The organism is Micromonospora sp. DT229 (assembly GCF_049844505.1).
GTDB lineage: Bacteria > Actinomycetota > Actinomycetes > Mycobacteriales > Micromonosporaceae > Micromonospora.
Map to the genome: position 1 here is coordinate 296146 of NZ_JBNCLD010000002.1, position 19427 is coordinate 315572.

The following is a 19427-nucleotide window of genomic DNA, read 5'->3' on the forward strand; positions in this document are numbered from 1 at the left end:
GTTACCGGACGCGAGGGCGATCTCCTGCTCAAGGCGGCGCAACACCACTCGATCGATACGGCCGACGTCGGTCCCGGCGGGTACCGTGCCACGGTGACCCCGCCCCGCACCTCCCCCGGCCCCGCCTCGACCCGCACCAGAGCCCGTCGATCCGGTGACCGCCCGGGTGGCGCCGAGTTGCTGGCCGCCGCGGTCGGCGCGGTGCCCGGTGGCAGCGCTCGGCCGGGCCAGCAGCAGATGGCCGCGGCGATCGAGGAGTGTGTGGCCTCCGGTGAGCACCTGCTGGTGCAGGCCGGCACCGGCACCGGCAAGTCGCTGGCGTACCTGGCTCCCGCCCTCACCGTCGACGGCCCGGTGGTGATCTCCACCGCCACCCTGGCGTTGCAGTCCCAACTGGTCGAGCACGACCTGCCCCGGCTGGCCGACGCGGTCGAGCCCCTGCTGAAGCGACGCCCGACGTACGCCGTACTCAAGGGCCGACACCACTATCTCTGCCTGGCCCGGCTGGAGAACTCGACCGAGGACGAGCCGGCGGACACCCTCTTCGACGCACCGGCCGAGCGGCCGGGCGGCGGCACCCGGTGGCTCGGTGAGGCGGGCCGACTCGGCAAGCAGATCCAACGCCTGCGGGACTGGGCCCTGGAGACCGACACCGGCGACCGGGACGAACTGGATCCGGGCGTCGACGACCAGGCCTGGCGGCTGGTCTCCATGCCGGCCCGGGAGTGCGTGGGGGCCGGCCGCTGCCCGTACGGCGCGGAATGCTTCGCGGAGGCCTCCCGGGCCCGGGCCCGGGAGGCCGACGTCGTGGTGACCAACCACAGCCTGCTCGCGGTCGACATGCTCGCCGGGCGGCACATCGTCCCCCCACACCGGCTGCTGGTCGTCGACGAGGCCCACGAACTGGCCGATCGGGTCTCCTCGGCCGCCCAGGCGGAGCTGACCCCGGAACTGATCGACAGGTCCGCCCGACGGGCCCGCCCGTTGCTGCGTCCGGAGACGGCCGAGGCGCTGACCGAGGCCGGTGACGCCCTGGCGGTCGGGCTGGCCGAGGCTCCGGTGGGCCGGCTCACCGGCGGCCTACCGGGTCCCTTGCAGCAGGCGTGCACCCTGCTGGACGCCGCGACCCGGGCCGCCCTGGACGCCATCGGCGAGATCAAGGCCGACGACCCGGACCCGGTGCGCAAGCAACAGGCCAAGGCCGCCCTCGACGAGTTGTCCACCACCGCCCAGCGGCTGCTGGAGGAGGCCGAACACGACGTCGCCTGGGTGGAACGCAACGACAACACCGGCCGACGGGCCCTGGTGGTGGCCCCCCTCTCGGTCGCGGGCACCCTAGCCACCCACCTCTACGACGAACGAACCGTGGTGGCCACCTCGGCCACCCTGGCGTTGGGGGGTCGCTTCGACACCGTGGCCCGGGCGTTGGGCCTTGAGGCGCCGACCCCCAGCCCGCCCTCACCGGCCGCGGAGGCGCTGGCCGCCGCTACCGTCCGGCCGGGCGGCACCGCACCGACCCCGGGCGGCAGCGGCGCGCAGGCCCCCCGCCAGGGGGTCGACTCGGGGCCGGGTTGGCGTTCCCTGGATGTCGGTTCCCCGTTCGACTACCCCCGGCAGGGGATCCTCTACGTGGCCGCGCACCTGCCTCGCCCCAGCGTCTCCGGGCTACCGGACGCCGCCGGGGAGGAGTTGCTGGAACTGGTCACCGCGCTGGGTGGTCGTACCCTCGGGTTGTTCTCCTCGCGGCGGGCCGCCACCCAGGCTGCGGAGTTGGTGCGGGCCCGCACCGACCTGCCGGTGCTGTTGCAGGGCGAGGAGGCCCTGCCGCTGCTGGTCCGCCGGTTCCGCCAGGAGCAGGCGAGCTGCCTGTTCGGGGTGATGTCCCTGTGGCAGGGGGTGGACGTCCCCGGTGACTCCTGCCAGCTCGTGGTGATCGACCGGCTGCCGTTCCCCCGGCCCGACGAGCCGCTTGCCGCCGCTCGGGCGGCGGCGGTGGACGCTCAGGGCGGGTCGGGTTTCGCGGCGGTCAGTGTGCCGATCGCCGCGGTCCGGCTGGCCCAGGGGGTCGGGCGGCTGATCCGGGCCTCCGGCGACCGGGGTGTGGTGGCCGTGCTCGACTCGCGGTTGGAGACCGCTCGCGGTTACGGCCCCTTCCTGCGCCGGTCGCTGCCCCCCTTCTGGTACACCACCCGCCGCGAGGTGGTCCGTGGCGCCCTGGCCCGGTTGGCCGACAGCTGACGGGTCAGGGGGCGCGGGCGGCGACGACGACCGCGTCCGGCGGGGTGTCCGGGACGGTACGGGCGGCCAGCCGACGTACCGCGGTGTTGAGCACCGCGATCAGCGGGACCGCGACCAGGGCGCCGGTGATCCCGGCGAGCACCACACCGGCGGCCAACCCGATGATCACCGCCAGCGGGTGGATGGCCACCGCCCGGCCCATGATCAACGGCTGGAGGATGTGCCCCTCGATCTGCTGTACCCCGATCACCACACCCAGGATGATCAAAGCGGTGACCGGTCCGCTGTCGACGAGGGCCACCAGCACGGCCACCCCGCCGGAGAGGGTCGCACCGATGATCGGGATGAAGGCACCCAGGAAGACCAGGGCGGCCAGCGGGAAAGCGAACGGGATGTCGAAGATGACCAGGAAGATGCCGATGCCCACGGCGTCGATGAAGGCCACCAGCACGGTGGCTCGTACGTAGGCGACCAGGGTGGCCCAGGCGGCCCGCCCGGCGTCGTCGACCTTCCAGCGGGCGGCCACCGGCAGCAGCCGGACCACGAAACGCCAGATCATGTTGCCGTCACGCAGGAAGAAGAACGCCGCGAACAGCACCAGGACCGTGCCGGTCAGCACCTCGGCCAGGGTGGTGGCGGTGGAGAGGGCACCGCTGGTGAACTGCTCGGTGTTGTTGTTGACCCACTGCTGGGCCTCTTCGAGATAGCGGTCGAGGTCGTTGTCCGACAGGTGCAGCGGCCCGGTCTTCAGCCAGTCCTGGATCTGTTGCAGGCCCTGGCTCGACTTGGCGGCCAACTCCGGCACGCCCTTGATGAACTCGTTCACCACCAGGGTCAGGGTGCCGATCACCGCGCCGAGCCCGGCGACCAGCACCACGGCGGTGGCCAGCGACTTCGGTAACCGGGCCCGCAGCAGCCAGCCCACCGCCGGTGCCAGCAACGCCGAGAGCAGCATCGCCACCGCCAGCGGAATGATCACGATGCTGATCGTGCTGACCAGCTTCACCAGCGCCCAGAACACCACCCCGACGACGATCAGACGCCACGACCAGGCCGCGGCGATGCGCAAGGCGTGCGGCACATCCGCGTCGTCGCGGCTGGAGGTGGAATGGTGCAGGGCCGGGCCGGGCTCCGCCCCGACCACGGTGGCGGCCGGCGGCGCCACCGGGCCCGGTTCCGCCGGAGAGGCCGCCCGGGCCGGTTTGGGCACGTAGGGCGGGGTGTTGCGCGCGGCGCGGACCGAGTCCCGGCCCGACTCGTAGGCGCGGCGTAGCCGCCCGCGTAACCGCTCGAATCGGCTCAAGCGCACCTCCCGGCATGATTCGGCCCGCGAACGGCGCCAGGGCGGACAGGATACGCCCGAAGACGCGACGGTAGGCCAGGTTTTTCCACCCCACATTGCCCCGCCGACGGTCCGGTGAATCGCAGACCACCGGCGGCTTGCCGGAAAGGACACGGTAGCGTCTGCGGCGTGACAGCCGACCAGAATCTCGACTCCGGCCTGCCCATCCGGCTGCTGCATGACCGCGTCCTGGTGCGGGTGGAGGGAAGCGAGGGCGAGCGGCGCTCCACCGCCGGCATCGTGATCCCGGCCACCGCAGCCGTCGGCAAGCGCCTGGCCTGGGCGACCGCGGTGGGAGTCGGGCCCAACGTACGCTCCATCGTCTCCGGCGACCGGGTGCTCTTCGACCCCGACGACCGTTCCGAGGTCGAGTTGCACGGGCGCGGATACGTGCTGCTGCGCGAGCGCGACGTGCACGCGGTGGCCGCCGAACGGATCGAGGAGAACGGCACCGGGCTCTACCTCTGAGCCCAGCCCGGCCGGTGGCTTGCGCCCCCGGCGTCGCAGTGAGACCCCCAGTGCCGTTTGCCGCGCTCCCCGGCGGGAAGCCAACCGCACCACCGGCCCTGGGGAGGGACGATGCCGGTATTTGTCAAGAAGGTGCTGGCCTGGGGAAGCCTGGCGTTCCTGATCTACTTCATGGCCTTCCGGCCGGAGGGCGCGGCGCAGATGTTCAAGGCGATCGGCGGCGCCCTGGTGATGATGGCCCAGGGGTTCGGCGACTTCCTCACCAGCCTGATGACCTGACCGCCCCGCGCGGGCCCTGACGAACCGCTCAGTACTGCGGTGGCCAGGGTGCCGGCGGGCGGGGCCCGTACCAGCCCGGCGGGGGGTGGTACGGGTAGGGCGGCGGGGGCGGGGGTGCGGCCAGCACGACCGGGATCGGGACCACCGGATCCTCCGGGGCCGGCACCACCCGCTGCGACCCGTCCGGGAACCGCAGGTGGTAGCGGTGGCCGTCCCAGACGCCGACCGGTGCCTGCGGGTCCCGTCCCACGAAGAACGACCGGTACGCGCTGATCGAGTCCAGCAGCTCCCGTTCCTCCCGCGCCGTCCGCTCCCGATCGGCCGGTTTGCGGTCCAGCCCGCGCAGGGCACCGTCACGCAGCAGGGCCAGCCGGGTGGCCGCGAACTGGTAGCCCCGCATCGCGCGCAGCCCGGCGTCACCGGCCACCCGGCGGGCCCAGGCCCGTGCCGCGTGCCGCCGACCGAGACTGCTCAACGCCGCCACCTCCGGCGGGGTGAGCCAGCCGGCGCGGACGTAGTCCGGCAGGGTCCGCTCGGTCAGGCGGCCCTCCCAGGCCCGCAGCCACACCGCCAGGCCGACCATGCCGAAGAAGATCGGCACCATCACCCCGATGAAACCGAAGAGGGAGATCAGCACCTGGCCGGTGGCCTGGGTGAGGGTAGGGATCAGGTTCCAGGCCCCGTGCAGCATCATCGCCAGCAGCAGACCGGCGATCGGGGCCAGCACCCGGACCCGCCGGTCCGCAGTACGCGCGGCGATGCCCAGCCCGATACCGGTCATCGCGGTGAACAGGGGGTGGGCGAAGCCGAACAGCAGGATCCGGACGATGAAGATGGCGATCACCTGCTGGGCCCCGGTGGCCGGGCCGTACTGTTCCGCACCCGAGGCGTACCCGTGCCCGCCCAGGTAGAGGATGTTCTCCACCATCGCGAACCCGATCGCGGACAACCCGCAGTAGACCAGACCGTCGGTGATCCCGGACCACTCCCGACGCCGGAACACCAGCAGCAGGATCGGCGCGATCGCCTTGGTCAACTCCTCGATGAAGGGGGCGACCAGCACGGCGGTGAGCGCCACCGGCAGGCCCTGATCCTCGAACCACCCGGCGGCGGTCTCGTTGACCAGCAGGGATGCGGCAGTGGAGACGAAGGCACCCCAGCCGAAGCAGAAGATCAGGTACTTCAGCGGCTCCGGTTCGTACCGGTCCAGCCAGAGGAAGCAGGCCACCAGCACCGGAACCGGCAGGACCGCGGCGGCGGTGCCGATCAGCAACGCCTCCGGGCCCAGGTTGGTGCCGAGGGTGAAGAGGATGAAGATCGCGCTGGCCGCGATCAGCACGATCGCCCCGCTCAGCACCAGGGCACGCCGCCAACCTAGCCGGCGGCGCGGCATTCCGGTCGCCCCGAAGCCGCCAGGCGGTGCGACGGGCACGGGCGGCGACGGCGGCAGGGGCCCGCCGGACGGGGTGTCGGCCATGCGGTCAGCGTAGTCATCCCCGGCTCGCCCCACCGGGCGCATCGGCGGCAACGGGGGCCACCAGCGTGCTCAGCCGACCGGCGGGGCGGTGGCGGGGTTCGTCGTGGGCCGAGGGCCGGGCGGCGCACCGGGCCGGTCGATCTCGCCGAAGGACTGCCGGACCAGTTGGTTCGCCTCCTCCTGGCTGATCCCTGAGGTCACCATCAGGTCACTGGCGGTGGTACGGACCTGGGCCACCACCACGCTGCCGGAGAAGCCGACCCCCACGGCGTACGCCCGACCGGCCTCGCTGACCGCCCGCAGGGACCGCTCCCGGGCGTACTCGGGTTCATGGCCCTGGGCGAACTCGCGCTTGAGCAGGCGGACCGCCGCGGCGAGATGCTCGATCGCCTGAGGCAACGGCTCCGGAACGGGTTCGTCGTCCTCCAGCATGGTGACCGCGCGCCGGATCAGGGTGCCGCTGTTACGCATCGTCCGGTCGATCGGGTCGGCCGAATCGGCATAGTGGGTGAGTTCACCCCGCCGGTGCCAACGCGTCGGGGAGAGGGTGGCGGTCTCCTTGGCCCCCTCGATCGCCTCGTTGAGGGTGGCCAACTCGTCCTTGTTGTTGCGCAGCCGCTCCATCGCCGCCTGGATCTTCTCCCGGTCCCGGTCGCGCAGCCCCTCGGCGGTGGCGTCGAGTTGGTCGGCCAGCAGATCCAGGGCGGGCCGGGCGGCCCGGTTGAGCACCCGCAACGGATTGAGTGGCAGCAGAATCGCGGTGACCAGCAGGGCGACCCCGCCGCCGACGAAGGCGTCGACGAACCGGGGTACCTCCAGGGCTTCGACCGTCGGGCTGAGGGTCACGATCAGCACTGCGGTGGCCGCCGCCTGGATGACGATGCCGACGCTGCCCCCGGCGAAGATGGTCAGCAGGATGGCCACGGTGACGACCAGGCTGAGCTGCCAGGGGCCGGTGCCGAGAAAGTGGACCAGCACATCGCCGATCGCCACCCCGGCCGCCACCCCGGTGATCAGCTCCACGGTCCGCCGAAACCGCTGCCCGACGGACGCGGCCAGGGTGCCCACCGCGGCGATCGGGGCGAAGACCGGCTGCGGGTGGCCCAGCAACTCATGCGCGGCGATCCAGCTCAGCCCGGCCGCCAGACCCGCCTGCAAGGCCAGGCCGAGCGCCATCCGGACTCGGTGCACCCGGTCGCTGAGGGTCGCCCTGCCCCGTTGGCGCACCTGGGCCACGGCCTCGGACACCCGCGCCGAGTCCCGGTCGGGCAGTCTCCTGCGCATCCGGTCGCGGCGCGCCAGTCGAAATCGTCGCTCCCGGGCCACCACCATGGCCGCGACTACCCGCGCAACGCCGGGACAATCCTCGGCGCAGCCGTCGGTACCGACCCCGGCCCGGTACGGCAGACTGGCCCGATGGTCGAATTGATCGAACGGTGGCGGACGGCCGCCCGGGACGCCGGGGCCACCGACCCCGCCGCGATCGAGGCGACCGGTGTCGAACTGCTGCAACGGTGGCGGGAGCCGCACCGGCACTACCACACGGTCGACCACCTGACCGCCGTGCTCGATGTCGTCGACCGGTACGCCGCCGAGGGGTCGCGGCCGGACCTGGTCCGGCTGGCCGCCTGGGGTCATGACGCGGTGTACGACCCCAGGGCGGCCGGTGACCGCAACGAACGCGACAGCGCCGCACTGGCCGGGGTGCTGCTGGCCCGCACCGGACTGCCCGACCCCGAGGTGGCCGAGGTGCGCCGGCTGATCATGCTCACCGCCGGGCACCAGGTGGACCCGGCGGACCTCGACGGGGTGCTGCTCTGCGACGCCGACCTGGCCGTGCTGGCCGCCCCCGCACCGGAGTACGACCGGTACGCGGCCGCCATCCGCCGGGAGTACGCCCACGTGCCCCAGGACGCGTACCGGATCGGTCGGGCCCAGGTGCTCGGCAACCTGCTGGCCCTGCCTGCCCTCTTCCGTCTCCCTGCGCCGGCGGCCTGGTGGGAACCGCAGGCCCGGGCCAACCTGACCCGCGAGCTGACCGCTCTGAGGGAGCAGGTCAGTCTCGCCTGACCGGCTGGGCGGGCACCCGGTGCAGGTGTTTGGGGCGCCGGAGGTTCGCGGCGTACAGCAGGCGGACCAGATCCCGACTGGGCCGCACCTGCGCCCCCAGCCAGACCGCCATGTCGAACCGCTCGGCGGGGATGTCGTAGTGATCGCGGTCGAAGCCGCGCCGGGGTGCGCCCAGTGCCTCGGCGAACACGTGCAGCTCGGCCAGGGAGACGTCACTGATCAGGTGGGACCAGAGCCGACCGCGTGCCGGCCAGGCGGGCCGGTCCAGGTAGATCACGCCGCCACCGTACCGGGTGGGGACGGCCGGTTGATGATCACCGACGACCGGTCGTAGCCTCGGCGACATGGCCACCTCACCCCTGCTGGAAGACCTGCGTGCCGCCCTGGGGCCGGACGCGGTGCTCACCGATCCGGACCTGCTGCGTGGGTACGAACGGGACGAGGCCGACCTGTGCGCCGCCGGCACCCCCCTGGTGGTCACCCGACCCCGCAGCACCGAGCAGGTGGCCGCCGTGGTCCGCGCGGCCGGGCGGTACGGCGTACCGGTGGTGCCGCAGGGGGCGCGGACCGGGCTGGCCGGGGCGGCCAACGCGGTCGACGGCGCGGTGGTGCTCAGCACCACCGCGATGAACGCCATCCTGGAGATCGACCCGGTGAGCCGGATCGCGGTGGTCCAACCCGGGGTGATCAACGCGGCCCTGAGCGCGGCGGTGGCCGGGCACGGGTTGTGGTATCCGCCGGATCCGGGCTCCTGGGAGTCCTCCACCATCGGCGGCAATGTGGCCACCAACGCGGGCGGGATGTGCTGCGTCAAGTACGGCGTCACCACGGAGTACGTGCTCGGCCTGGAGGTGGTGCTGGCCTCCGGCGAGGTGCTGCGCACCGGGCGGCGTACCGCCAAGGGGGTGGCCGGGTACGACCTGACCCGGCTGTTCGTGGGCTCCGAGGGCACCCTGGGCGTGATCACCGAGGTCACCCTGGCCCTGCGGCCCGCCCCGGCGGCCTCGCTGACCCTGGTGGCCGTCTTCGGCTCGACCGGCGCGGCCGGTGAGGCGGTGGCCCGGATCGCCGCCCAGGGCCTCTCCCCCAGCCTGCTGGAACTGCTCGACCGCACCCATCTGGTGGCGATCGAGGCGTACCGGCCGATGGGGTTGCGGACCGACGCCGAGGCGCTGCTGCTGGCCGCCGCCGACACCGGCCCCCGGGCCGCCGAGGACCTGGCCGAACTGGCCGCGGTCTGCACTGCGGCCGGCGCCGAGCAGGTGTACGCGGCCACCGACGCGACGGAGGCCGCCGCCCTGTTGCAGGCCCGCCGGCTGGCCCATCCGGCGATGGAGAAGTACGCCGCCGAGGCCTACCCGGGCGGCAACGGCGGACTGATCATCGACGACCTGGCGGTGCCCCGGGGTGCCCTGGCCGCCCTCCTCGACGGGGTGTCCCGGATCGCGGCCGAGTGCGCGGTGCCGATCGGGGTCGTCGGCCACGCCGGGGACGGCAACATGCACCCCAACATCGTGGTGGACCGTGCCGACCCGGCCAGCCTGGAACGCGGCCGGCGGGCCTTCGACGAGATCATGCGCCTCGGCCTGGAACTCGGCGGCACCTGCACCGGTGAGCACGGGGTCGGTCTGCTCAAGCGGGACTGGCTGGCCCGGGAGATCGGGCCGGTAGGGGTACGGGTGCACCAGGCGATCAAGTCCGCCCTCGACCCGGCCGGTCTGCTCAACCCCGGCAAGGTGCTCTGAGACTCAGGGCGCGGTGAGCTGCGCGGGGGTGTTCTGGGTGAGCAGCAGCAGGATCTCCTCCGCCACCGGCGGGCGCACCTCCCCGGGGCAGTCCTGGGAGGTGATCAACCCGGCGGTGGTCAACAGGCTGGAGGTCAGGGCCCCGATGCAGGTGACCTTGTAGCCGCGGGCCTCGTCGGTCTCCATCACCAGCGCCGGATCGGCCAGCAGGAGTTGCAGCCGTTCCGAGTGCTCCTGGCTCAGGGTGCCCGTGGAGGTCACCCCGTCGCCCGCGCAGTCGACGCACTCCCAGCGCCCGTCCGGCTCCACGTTCAGAGTGCGCAGCGGGCCGTCCGTACCCTCGTTCTGCAACAGGCTGACCCGCAGCTTGCCGCTGGTGGCGGAGGCCGCCTCGCCGGCCGCCGCCGGTTGGCGTTGGTCGCCGAACGGGGCGCACCCGACGAGGGCGACCGCCAGCAGGGCGGAAGCGGAGCCGGTAGCCAACCGTGACCAGGAAAGCGCCATCACGCGCGGAACTTACCTCACCGTAGGTAGCGCGCGTAACCCGTCAGGTGGACATCTACCGTGAACACTGCCCTAAATGGACTCCTCAGCGCGCCAGCCCGGCGTCGTCGACACCTCGGTCTGCGGCGTAACCTCGCACGTCCGGGGCACCGAGCAGGGCCGCGTCGGCGGTCGCGTCGTCCGGCATCAACTGCGACTGACGTTCCGCCATCACCCGGGCCCGGTAATGCGCCACCTCCCGGGCCCGCCGGTCGGCGTCCCACCCCAGCACGGCGCCCATCAACTCGGCCGCGTGCTCGGCCGACTCCAACCCCCGGTGGTTGGTCTCGAAGGAGATCCGGGTCCGCCGGGTCAGCACGTCCTCCAGGTGCAGCGCGCCCTCGGCCCGGGCCGCGTAGGTCACCTCGGCCGCCAGGTACTCCGGTGCCCCCGCCAACGGGGAGGCCAGCAGCGGATCGGCGTCGATCAGGGCCAGCAGGTCCAGGGTCAGACTGCCGTAGCGTTCCAACAGGTGCTCCACCACACCGACCGGCAGCCCGTGCCGGCGGGCCAGGTCGGCCCGGTCCCGCCACATGGCCGCGTACCCGTCGGCACCGAGCAACGGCAGATCAGCCGTACGCGAGGGCCGCTGCCAGCCGAGCCGGCGGACCGCCCGGTCGACCACGTCGGCGGCCATCACCCGGTAGGTCGTGTACTTGCCCCCGGCGACCAGCAGCAGTCCGAGCATCGGTTCGATGACGGCGTGTTCCCGGGAGAGCTTGGAGGTGGAGTCGGCCTCGCCGGCCAGCAACGGACGCAGCCCAGCGTAGACCCCCTCGATGTCGGCCGTGGTCAGCGGCCGGTCCAGCACGGTGTTGACCTGCCGCAGCAGGTATTCGATGTCGCTGGCGGAGGCCGCCGGGTGGGAACGGTCCAGCCGCCAGTCGGTGTCCGTGGTCCCGATGATCCAGTGCCCACCCCAGGGAATGACGAACAGCACGCTGGTCGCCGTGCGCAGGATCAACCCGGTGTCGCCGGTGATCGCCGAGCGGGGCACCACCAGGTGCACCCCCTTGGAGGCCCGTACCCGGACGCCCGGCCGCAGCCCGACGTCGTTGAGCATCCGGGACATGTCATCGGTCCACACCCCGGTGGCGGCGATCACCGACCGGGCCTGCACCTCGAACTCCGCCTCCGGGGAACCCTCCGGTGCCTCCAGGTCACGCACCCGGACCCCGGTCACCTCCCGGGCCTGCCGGATCAGCCCGACCGCCCGGGCACTGCTCACCACGGTCGCGCCCATGCTGGCGGCCGTACGGGCCAGGGTGACCACCAACCGGGCGTCGTCCACCTGCCCGTCGTAGTAGCGGATCGCACCGGCCAGCCCTTCGGCCCGCAGACTCGGGAAGACCCGGCGGGCACCCTCCCGACTCAGATGCCGGTGCAGCGGCATCCCCCGGCCACCACCGAACAGACCCGCGAAGGCGTCGTACGCGGCCACCCCGGCGCCGTAGTAGGCCCGTCGGATGATCCGGGCGGGCAGACCGCGTACGCCTTCGGCGGCGGGCAGCGGCACCAGGAAGGGCACCGGGCGTACCAGGTGCGGCGCCAATCGGGTGGCCAGCAGCCCTCGCTCGGTCAACGCCTCGTGCACCAGGTGGAGCTCCAACTGCTCCAGGTAGCGCAGGCCACCGTGGATCAGTTTGCTGGACCGGCTGGAGGTGCCGGCCGCGAAGTCCCGCGCCTCCACCAGGGCGACCTTCAGGCCCCGGGAGGCGGCGTCGACGGCCGCCCCGGCACCGGTCACACCCCCGCCGATGACCAGCACATCGAAGCGTTCACTCCGCAGCCGACGCAGGTCATCAGCCCGGCGGGAGGGGGAGAGTTGCCCGGCGACGGATCGCGGCAGATGTGGATCGCGCATCGCTCCACGGTAGCCCTCCGGTCGCAGCAGCGACCTTCGCCGCCGGGGCGGGCCGGTTCCTGCCCCCGCTCTCGTGCCGAGGCCAGAGCCGGGGTGCAGCCCGCGTCGTAGGGTGTGCGGATGCGGGCGGACTACTCATCCGGCGCCCCGGGCAGCCCCTGGACGGTCGTCGCCGCGGTCCTGGTCGGATGCGGCACGGTCGCCGTCACCGTCGCGTCCCAGGCCGGTGGATGGGCCATCGACCAGATCATGCTGATCGCCGCCCTGGACCGGGTGGCCCTGCTCTGGCCGCTGGCCAGCCTGATCACCGCCCTGGCGATCGGTACGGCCACCCTGCCGCTGGCCATGGTGCCCCGCTCGGCGGCGGTCCGGGGGACCGGTCGGGCCTGGCTGGCCGGCGCCCTGGCCCTGGCGGTGCTCGGGCTGCTGCGCGCGATCCCACCGGTGCACCACGAGGCGTACCTCGCCGCGCTGGCGATCACGGCCACCCTGCTGACCCTGGCGGCCCGGTGGGTGTCACGGCGGCTGGGCCGCACCGAGCAGTGGGGTGCACCCGCGCAACCGGCCCTCCCGCGGCTGTCCGTGGCCACCCGGCTAGCGGTGGCCGCCGGGCTGGCCCTGCTGCTGCCCTGGGTCTGGGTCGGTGCCCTCGGTGGCCTGCTGGAGACCCTCCTCGCCGGGTTGGCCGCCGCGGCCGTCGGGGCGCTGGCGGCGGCGCTGCTCGATGCCCGGTTCTGGGGCCACTTCACCGGCGACCGGTCGCCCCGGCCGGTGCGGCTGGTCCTGCTGGGCGGACTGGTCGCCGGGGTGGTGCTGTTGCTGGTCGGGGCCGGCACCGGCCAGTCCGGTGCCCAGTTGCCGCTGCTGGTGGCGCTGCCCCCGGTGGGCTTCGCGCTGGCCGCCCTGCACGCGCTGGCCCAGCGCGCCCCTGGGATCGCAGGCCGTACCTCGACCGCCTGGCTGGTCGGGCTCACCGTGTTCGGTCCGTTGGCCTTCACCGACCCGGAGGAGATCAGCCTGCTGCTGGCCACCTCCCGGGACCTGCCCTTCTGGGTCGCGGTGGCCGCCGGTGCCGGGCTGGTCGTCGCGCTCGTGCTGGCTGTCGCGTACGGCCTGCTGCTGGCCCGACCGGCGGCCCGCCCGCCACGCCCGGCGGTGGCCGGGCTGACCGCCCTGGCCCTGTTGATCGCGGTCGTCGGGGTCGGTGCCGCTGCCGGCCAACCCGGCCTGCACGGCGAGCGACTCTTCGTGATGCTGCGCGAGCAGGCCGATCTCACCGGACTGCCGACCGGCACGGGCAAGGCGGGCCGTGACCTCCGTGCCGACGAGGTCTACCGACGCCTGGTGGCCACCGCCGAGCGCACCCAGGCCGACCTGCGCCGCGACCTGCGCCGACTGCGGCTGGGCCACACCCCCTACTACCTGGTCAACGCGGTCGAGGTGGACGGCGGGCCGGGGGTACGGGCCTGGCTGGCCGGCCGACCCGAAGTGGCCAGGGTGCTGGTCAGTCAGCGGCTGCGGCCGTTGCCCTCCCCCGCGCAATCCTCCTCCGGTCAGGCCCCGGCGCCCACCGAACCACCCTGGAACATCACCATGATCGGTGCCGACCGGGTCTGGTCCGAGCTGCGGACCACCGGAGCCGGGGTGACGGTGGGCAGTTCCGACTCCGGGGTCGACGGGGAGCACCCGGCCCTCGCCGGGAACTTCCGGGGCGGCGACGATTCCTGGTTCGATCCCTGGAACGGCACCCGGAGCCCGACCGACCGCAGTGGACACGGCACCCACACGACCGGCAGCGCGGTCGGGCAGGGCGGCATCGGGGTAGCCCCCGGGGCCAGCTGGGTGGGTTGCGTCAATCTGGACCGCAACCTCGGCAATCCGGCCGCCTACCTGGACTGCCTCCAGTTCATGCTGGCGCCCTTCCCGTCCGGCGGTGACCCCTTCACGGATGGTCGTCCGGCCCGGGCCCCGGAGATCCTGACCAACTCGTGGGGTTGCCCGCCGATCGAGGGTTGCGACCCGGCAGCCCTACGGCCGGCCACGGACGCCTTGGAGGCCGCGGGAATCCTGGTCGTAGCGGCGGCCGGCAACAGTGGCCCGTTCTGCCGCTCGGTGCAGGACCCGCCCGCGCCGTACCCGGACGTGCTCACGGTCGGTGCGGTGGACCAGCAGCGCCGGGTAACCGCCTTCTCCTCCCGTGGCCCGACCTCCACCGGCGCCGCCAAGCCGGACCTGATGGCCCCCGGAGCGGAGGTGCTCTCCGCGATGCCCGGCGGCGGGTACGCCAGGCTGGACGGCACCTCCATGGCCACCCCCCAGGTGGCGGGGGTGGTCGCGCTGATGTGGTCGGCCAATCCGGACCTGGTCGGCGATCTGGACCGGACCCGGCAACTGCTGCGGGCCACGGCCACCGACGTGCAGGCCGGTACCGACTCGGGAGAGCGGACCGACGCCTGCGGTGGCAGGCAGAACGTGATCGGCGCCGGCCTGGTGGACGCCTACGCGGCCGTGCGGGCCGCCCGCGACTGACCTCACCCAACGTGAGCGCCCTTCGCCAAGGGGTCACAAGATGTTCGCTAGCGTGGGGGCATCAGCACTCCACCATGAGTGGCCTTCGTGCCGCTGCACCTCGGATCAGACATAGCATGTGAACCGCACATAAGCGCTTATAGCACCGTTCACCCGCCCAGATCATCGACGCCCCCTACCGTTTCGGATAGAGGAGGCAGCCATGACCACGGACGACGATCAGGCCCACGAGGCGTCGCCTGTCAGCTGGGTCCCGGTTGAACTGCCGGGCACACTTCCGATCGACCGGCTGGACTACGGCGACGCCGAGCAGCTGGCGGAGATGACCGGGACGGCCGAACCACCCGAGGAGCCACTGATCCTGGTGGACGAGCCGGTGCCGCACCGCCCACCGTACGACCGGGCGCAGAAGCGGCGTAACCAGCGCCCGTTGCCGAGATGACGAGAAGGGCGGACCGCTGACGCGGCCCGCCCTTCTCGGCGTTGGAGCTGGACTCAGAAGTCCATGTCCCCGCCACCCGGGCCAGCCGGGGCGGCCGGGGTCTTCTCCGGCTTGTCCGCCACCACAGCCTCGGTGGTGAGGAACAGCGCGGCGATCGACGCGGCGTTCTGCAGCGCCGAACGGGTCACCTTGGCCGGGTCGATGATGCCGGCGGCCAGCAGGTCGACGTACTCGCCGCTGGCGGCGTTGAGGCCGTGACCCGCGTCGAGGTTGCGAACCCGCTCCACCACGACGCCGCCCTCAAGGCCGGCGTTGACGGCGATCTGCCGCAGCGGGGCGTCCAGCGCGATCTTGACGATCTGCGCGCCGGTCGCCTCGTCGCCGGTCAGGTCCAGCTTGTCGAAGGCGGTCTTGCCGGCCTGCACCAGCGCGACGCCACCACCCGGGACGATGCCCTCCTCGACAGCGGCCTTGGCGTTGCGGACGGCGTCCTCGATGCGGTGCTTGCGCTCCTTGAGCTCGACCTCGGTGGCCGCGCCGACCTTGATCACCGCAACACCGCCGGCCAGCTTGGCCAGACGCTCCTGCAGCTTCTCCCGGTCGTAGTCGGAGTCGCTCTTGTCGATCTCGGCCCGGATCTGGTTCACCCGGCCCTGGATCTGCTCGGCGTCACCGGCACCGTCGACGATGGTGGTCTCGTCCTTGGTCACCACGACCTTGCGGGCGCGGCCCAGCATGTCGAGACCGGCGGCGTCCAGCTTGAGGCCGACCTCCTCGCTGATGACCTGACCACCGGTGAGGATGGCGATGTCGGTCAGCATGGCCTTGCGGCGGTCACCGAAGCCCGGCGCCTTGACGGCGACCGACTTGAAGGTGCCCCGGACCTTGTTGACCACCAGGGTGGCCAGGGCCTCGCCCTCCAGGTCCTCGGCGATGATCAGCAGCGGCTTGCCCGACTGCATGACCTTCTCCAGGATCGGGAGCAGGTCCTTGACCGAGGAGATCTTGCTGTTGGCGATCAGGATGTACGGGTCGTCGAAGACGGCCTCCATACGCTCCGGGTCGGTCATGAAGTAGGCCGAGATGTAGCCCTTGTCGAAGCGCATACCCTCGGTGAGCTCCAGCTCCAGCCCGAAGGTGTTGCTCTCCTCGACGGTGATGACGCCTTCCTTGCCGACCTTGTCCATCGCCTCGGCGATGATCTCGCCGACGGTGTTGTCACCGGCGGAGATGGAGGCGGTGGAGGCGATCTGCTCCTTGGTCTCGACGTCCTTGGCGAGCTTCAGCAGCTCCTCCGAGACGCTGGCCACGGCAGCCTCGATGCCCCGCTTCAGGGCCATCGGGTTGGCACCGGCGGCCACGTTGCGCAGACCCTCGCGCACGAGAGCCTGGGCCAGGACGGTCGCCGTCGTCGTGCCGTCACCGGCCACGTCGTCGGTCTTCTTGGCGACCTCCTTGACCAGCTCAGCGCCGATCTTCTCGTACGGGTCCTCGAGCTCGATCTCCTTGGCGATGCTCACACCATCGTTGGTGATGGTGGGGGCACCCCACTTCTTCTCGAGCACCACGTTGCGGCCCTTGGGGCCGAGCGTCACCTTCACGGCGTCGGCGAGCTGGTTCATGCCCCGCTCGAGGCCGCGGCGCGCCTCTTCGTCGAACGCGATCATCTTGGCCATACGGCGTTGTCCTCCTGGACACTCACGGGCCACCCGAGTGTGTGCCCCGGATGAACCGTCTGGTGTACGCACCTTGGGACGTCGCCACCTGGCGACGACGACGTCTCCTCGGCCGGGCCGGATAGCCCGCGACGACCGGCCACGTGCTCACCCGTAGTTATGCCACGAGTGCGACCGCAGCCCCACCGTCCCGACCAGTTGGCACTCACGCCATGCGAGTGCCAATGACTTGTTTAGCACTCTCACCTGCCGAGTGCAAGCACGATGGCCCGGCTCAGCCGAGTTCGGCAGCCAGTTGCCCGCTGTTCACCGGCCCCTCGTGCGCCCGCTGCTCGGCGTACGTGACCAGCAGCCCGACCAGTTGAGCCAGGTAGGCCGGCAGCCCCAGCAGGGCCGCCCCGCTGATCGCCAGAACCGCACCGACGGCGGTGTCCATGGCGGCGAGGGGTTCGGTGCCGAACGGGGTCAGCCCCGCCGCCTCCACCATGCTGACGGCGATCCCGAGGGCGATCACCGCCCCGCCCGTCAGTGCCACCCGGCCGAGCAGCAGCCCCAGCCGGTCACGCAACATCCGGTGGGAGCGACCGATCGGGTCACGGCGCTCGAACAGGTACACCGGGCCGGCCATGGCCAGCGCGAAGGCCGCGTAGACACCGGGCAGGAAGCAGAGACAGAAGCCGAGGGTCATGATCAAAGTGAAGATCAACGTCCAGCCCCAGAGGCCCAGCGCCCGGCGCAGGCCATAACCGAAGGCGCCGCCGAGGGTGACATGCTCGCCGGCCGCCTGTCGGGTGACCACCCAGGTGCCGGCGGCCCAGCCGACGCACTGCACCAGCCCGAAGATCAGACTTCCGCCGAGCAGCACCACCAGCCACATGGCCAGGTCGATCCCGAAGTTGGCGGGCAGGGCCGTGGAGTCGGCGGTGAGTTCGGCATCCCACCGGGCCGAGGGATCGAAGATCAGCCCGAGCACCGACAGCGCCACCGCCGGCAGCACCTGGGTCACCAGGAGAATCGGCAACAGCAGCTGCCAACCCCGGCGCACCGCACCCAGGCAGCGGGCGAACCACGCACCCAGCCCCACCCCGGGCGGGGTGACCAGGGGATCGGCCGGGTCGAACCCGTGCGCCGCCGGGTCGTACCAGCCATGGAAGGGCTGCCCCGGATAGGCCGCCTGACCCGGATACACCGGCTGACCTGGATACACCGGCTGACCCGGATAGGGCGACTGGGCCGGATACACCGGTTGGTTCGGATAGGGCGGCTGACCTGGGTACCACGGTTGGGCCGGCGGGACTGGCTGGCCGGAATAGCCGGGATGGGGTGGTGGGCTACCCGCTGGCGGGACCCCGGGCTGACCGGACCCACCAGGGGGCGGTGGCGAGAACGGGCCGACCCCGGCCGGATCCGCGGGCGGTGAGGCAGGCGTGGTCGGGTCAGTGGGCTGCCAACCGGAGGCGCCGACAGACGGCGGCGGTTCCTCAGGCGACGAATGCGGCGGACCTGCCGGGGGTGGCTGGTCGGACATGAACCCTCCTCAGCGACAGCTGGATCCGGTCCATGATCTTCCCTTGTGAGGTTTCCGTCCCGCAGCCCCCCTCCGGCCGCGACCACGCACCCGTGCCGGCGATCTGCCGGCTTGGGTGGGATGCACTCAGGCGATGAGGCGTACCCGCTCCGCCTGGGGCCCCTTCTGGCCCTGGGCGATCTCGAACTCCACCCGCTGGCCGTCGTCCAGCGCCTTGTAGCCGTCCATCTCGATCGCGGAGAAGTGGACGAATACGTCCTGCCCGCCGTCGACGGCGATGAAGCCGTAGCCCTTTTCAGCGTTGAACCACTTCACGGTGCCCTGTGCCACGGTGTTGTCCTCACTCTGCACGGCGTTCCACTACCCGGGGCCGGCGGCACGCCGGATCACCCGGAAACTCACCCACTCGGCAGTCATCGACGACCGCGGAATAGGGTGACCGAAATCGCACGGTACACGAAGCGTGACGACGGCGCACGACCGCAAATCGGGCATAATCCGAGTAGCCACATCGTCGCCTGTCATTGTGATAGGTATGCGGACATGATCAGCGCTCCGGGCGGGGTGGCTCGTCCGCGGACCGAGGTGCGGCGGGTCCGGCCCACCGACGCCGGTCGCATGCGTGCGCTGCGTCTGGAGATGCTCGCCGACTCGCCGCTGGCCTTCCTGGAGACCCTCGCCGAGGCAGCCGCCCGCCCGCACGCCGAGTACGCGGCCCGGATCCGCCAGACCTCCACGGGCCGCACAAACGCCCAGTTCATCGCCGATCCGGGCGATCGCCTGGTCGGACAGGCCGGCGGCATAGCCCACCCCGCAGAGCCCGGGGTCACCCTGCTCTACGCCATCTACGTCACCCCGGCCTGGCGCGGCACCGGCCTGCTGGCGGATCTGGTCGCGGCCGTGGCTACCTGGTCACGCGCCGAACGACGCGACGAACTGATGCTCGAAGTGGTGGTCGGCAACGACCGCGCCTACCGGGCCTACCAGCGACTGGGCTTCGTGGACACCGGCGTACGCGTCCCGCACCCCACCATCCCCACCCTCCAAGAACTCCAAATGCGCCGCCCCGCCTGAAAGACCCGAACCGTCGAACGCAGCCCGACCAGGCAGGGGTTCCGGGGGGCCCCCCCCCCCCCCGCGGGGAAAACAAAACCCCCCCCGCCGGGGGGGGGGGCCCCCGCACCCCCCCCCCCCCCCCACAACAGGGCCCCCCCACGGGCCAAAAC

At 72.2% G+C, this 19427-nt stretch carries 17 protein-coding genes; 8 read left to right on the plus strand and 9 right to left on the minus strand.

The window, feature by feature from the left end:
* The first annotated feature begins 24 nt into the window (after positions 1 to 24).
* Positions 25 to 2238 carry an ATP-dependent DNA helicase gene (locus ACLQ2T_RS04200; protein ID WP_425764864.1) on the plus strand — a complete coding sequence of 738 codons (2214 nt, stop codon included), beginning with the start codon at positions 25 to 27 and terminating at the stop codon, positions 2236 to 2238.
* A gap of 4 nt (positions 2239 to 2242) precedes the next feature.
* Here ACLQ2T_RS04200 and ACLQ2T_RS04205 read toward each other — a convergent pair whose 3' ends face one another.
* Positions 2243 to 3541, minus strand: a complete 1299-nt coding sequence (locus ACLQ2T_RS04205) for an AI-2E family transporter (protein ID WP_425764639.1) — start codon at positions 3539 to 3541, stop codon at positions 2243 to 2245.
* A gap of 168 nt (positions 3542 to 3709) precedes the next feature.
* On the opposite strand from ACLQ2T_RS04205, the gene ACLQ2T_RS04210 reads away from it, so the two are divergent.
* Both ACLQ2T_RS04210 and ACLQ2T_RS04215 read left to right on the plus strand, forming a co-directional pair.
* Entirely contained in the window at positions 3710 to 4048 is a 339-nt protein-coding gene (locus ACLQ2T_RS04210; RefSeq protein WP_425764640.1) for a GroES family chaperonin, read from the plus strand.
* A 111-nt stretch (positions 4049 to 4159) separates the two neighbouring features.
* The gene (locus tag ACLQ2T_RS04215; RefSeq protein ID WP_013736159.1) at positions 4160 to 4327 is read left to right on the plus strand and encodes a hypothetical protein; all 168 of its coding nucleotides are present in this window, start codon (positions 4160 to 4162) and stop codon (positions 4325 to 4327) included.
* A gap of 28 nt (positions 4328 to 4355) precedes the next feature.
* Here the strand turns inward: ACLQ2T_RS04215 and ACLQ2T_RS04220 are convergent, their stop codons facing one another.
* On the minus strand, positions 4356 to 5846 hold the full coding sequence (locus ACLQ2T_RS04220) for a PrsW family intramembrane metalloprotease (protein ID WP_425764641.1): 1491 nt from the start codon (positions 5844 to 5846) through the stop codon (positions 4356 to 4358).
* 27 nt (positions 5847 to 5873) lie between these two features.
* Positions 5874 to 7088 carry an FUSC family protein gene (locus ACLQ2T_RS04225; protein ID WP_425764642.1) on the minus strand — a complete coding sequence of 405 codons (1215 nt, stop codon included), beginning with the start codon at positions 7086 to 7088 and terminating at the stop codon, positions 5874 to 5876.
* A gap of 132 nt (positions 7089 to 7220) precedes the next feature.
* Between ACLQ2T_RS04225 and ACLQ2T_RS04230 the strand changes: the two genes are divergently transcribed.
* The gene (locus tag ACLQ2T_RS04230) at positions 7221 to 7874 is read left to right on the plus strand and encodes an HD domain-containing protein (protein WP_425764643.1); all 654 of its coding nucleotides are present in this window, start codon (positions 7221 to 7223) and stop codon (positions 7872 to 7874) included.
* On the opposite strand, the gene ACLQ2T_RS04235 is transcribed toward ACLQ2T_RS04230, so the two are convergent.
* Positions 7861 to 8151, minus strand: coding sequence for a DUF4031 domain-containing protein (locus tag ACLQ2T_RS04235; RefSeq protein ID WP_425764644.1), 291 nt, complete (start codon positions 8149 to 8151; stop codon positions 7861 to 7863). The two genes, ACLQ2T_RS04230 and ACLQ2T_RS04235, sit on opposite strands and share 14 nt — an antisense overlap.
* 67 nt (positions 8152 to 8218) lie before the next feature.
* Here ACLQ2T_RS04235 and ACLQ2T_RS04240 point away from each other — a divergent pair, with 67 nt between their 5' ends.
* Positions 8219 to 9619 carry an FAD-binding oxidoreductase gene (locus ACLQ2T_RS04240; protein WP_425764645.1) on the plus strand — a complete coding sequence of 467 codons (1401 nt, stop codon included), beginning with the start codon at positions 8219 to 8221 and terminating at the stop codon, positions 9617 to 9619.
* Positions 9620 to 9622: 3 nt separating this feature from the next.
* Here ACLQ2T_RS04240 and ACLQ2T_RS04245 read toward each other — a convergent pair whose 3' ends face one another.
* Together ACLQ2T_RS04245 and ACLQ2T_RS04250 are read right to left on the minus strand one after the other, a co-directional pair.
* Positions 9623 to 10123, minus strand: coding sequence for a hypothetical protein (locus ACLQ2T_RS04245; RefSeq protein ID WP_425764865.1), 501 nt, complete (start codon positions 10121 to 10123; stop codon positions 9623 to 9625).
* 85 nt (positions 10124 to 10208) lie between these two features.
* The gene (locus ACLQ2T_RS04250; protein WP_425764646.1) at positions 10209 to 12026 is read right to left on the minus strand and encodes a glycerol-3-phosphate dehydrogenase/oxidase; all 1818 of its coding nucleotides are present in this window, start codon (positions 12024 to 12026) and stop codon (positions 10209 to 10211) included.
* Between the two features lie 120 nt (positions 12027 to 12146).
* Here ACLQ2T_RS04250 and ACLQ2T_RS04255 point away from each other — a divergent pair, with 120 nt between their 5' ends.
* Both ACLQ2T_RS04255 and ACLQ2T_RS04260 read left to right on the plus strand, forming a co-directional pair.
* Positions 12147 to 14555 (plus strand): S8 family serine peptidase, encoded by a 2409-nt coding sequence (locus ACLQ2T_RS04255; protein ID WP_425764647.1) that lies wholly within the window; start codon positions 12147 to 12149, stop codon positions 14553 to 14555.
* Positions 14556 to 14757: 202 nt separating this feature from the next.
* Positions 14758 to 14997, plus strand: a complete 240-nt coding sequence (locus tag ACLQ2T_RS04260; RefSeq protein ID WP_357530397.1) for a hypothetical protein — start codon at positions 14758 to 14760, stop codon at positions 14995 to 14997.
* A gap of 53 nt (positions 14998 to 15050) precedes the next feature.
* Here ACLQ2T_RS04260 and groL read toward each other — a convergent pair whose 3' ends face one another.
* From groL to ACLQ2T_RS04275, 3 genes are all read right to left on the minus strand, one after another.
* Positions 15051 to 16673: a chaperonin GroEL gene (gene groL / locus ACLQ2T_RS04265; protein ID WP_425764648.1), complete on the minus strand. Its 1623-nt coding sequence runs from the start codon at positions 16671 to 16673 to the stop codon at positions 15051 to 15053.
* Positions 16674 to 16947: 274 nt separating this feature from the next.
* The gene (locus ACLQ2T_RS04270; RefSeq protein WP_425764649.1) at positions 16948 to 17862 is read right to left on the minus strand and encodes a hypothetical protein; all 915 of its coding nucleotides are present in this window, start codon (positions 17860 to 17862) and stop codon (positions 16948 to 16950) included.
* 465 nt (positions 17863 to 18327) lie between these two features.
* Positions 18328 to 18531 carry a cold-shock protein gene (locus ACLQ2T_RS04275; protein ID WP_018787966.1) on the minus strand — a complete coding sequence of 68 codons (204 nt, stop codon included), beginning with the start codon at positions 18529 to 18531 and terminating at the stop codon, positions 18328 to 18330.
* Positions 18532 to 18744: 213 nt separating this feature from the next.
* Between ACLQ2T_RS04275 and ACLQ2T_RS04280 the strand changes: the two genes are divergently transcribed.
* Positions 18745 to 19275, plus strand: a complete 531-nt coding sequence (locus ACLQ2T_RS04280) for a GNAT family N-acetyltransferase (protein ID WP_425764650.1) — start codon at positions 18745 to 18747, stop codon at positions 19273 to 19275.
* The last annotated feature ends 152 nt before the right edge of the window (positions 19276 to 19427 follow it).

Bases quoted from the DNA above. Each gene is read 5' to 3' on its own strand.
- ACLQ2T_RS04215 (WP_013736159.1), top strand. From the start codon at position 4,160: ATGCCGGTATTTGTCAAGAAGGTGCTGGCCTGGGGAAGCCTGGCGTTC.
- ACLQ2T_RS04220 (WP_425764641.1), bottom strand. From the start codon at position 5,846: ATGCGCCCGGTGGGGCGAGCCGGGGATGACTACGCTGACCGCATGGCC.
- ACLQ2T_RS04225 (WP_425764642.1), bottom strand. From the start codon at position 7,088: ATGCGCAGGAGACTGCCCGACCGGGACTCGGCGCGGGTGTCCGAGGCC.
- ACLQ2T_RS04230 (WP_425764643.1), top strand. From the start codon at position 7,221: ATGGTCGAATTGATCGAACGGTGGCGGACGGCCGCCCGGGACGCCGGG.
- ACLQ2T_RS04240 (WP_425764645.1), top strand. From the start codon at position 8,219: ATGGCCACCTCACCCCTGCTGGAAGACCTGCGTGCCGCCCTGGGGCCG.
- ACLQ2T_RS04245 (WP_425764865.1), bottom strand. From the start codon at position 10,123: ATGGCGCTTTCCTGGTCACGGTTGGCTACCGGCTCCGCTTCCGCCCTG.
- ACLQ2T_RS04250 (WP_425764646.1), bottom strand. From the start codon at position 12,026: ATGCGCGATCCACATCTGCCGCGATCCGTCGCCGGGCAACTCTCCCCC.
- ACLQ2T_RS04255 (WP_425764647.1), top strand. From the start codon at position 12,147: ATGCGGGCGGACTACTCATCCGGCGCCCCGGGCAGCCCCTGGACGGTC.
- ACLQ2T_RS04260 (WP_357530397.1), top strand. From the start codon at position 14,758: ATGACCACGGACGACGATCAGGCCCACGAGGCGTCGCCTGTCAGCTGG.
- groL (WP_425764648.1), bottom strand. From the start codon at position 16,673: ATGGCCAAGATGATCGCGTTCGACGAAGAGGCGCGCCGCGGCCTCGAG.
- ACLQ2T_RS04280 (WP_425764650.1), top strand. From the start codon at position 18,745: ATGATCAGCGCTCCGGGCGGGGTGGCTCGTCCGCGGACCGAGGTGCGG.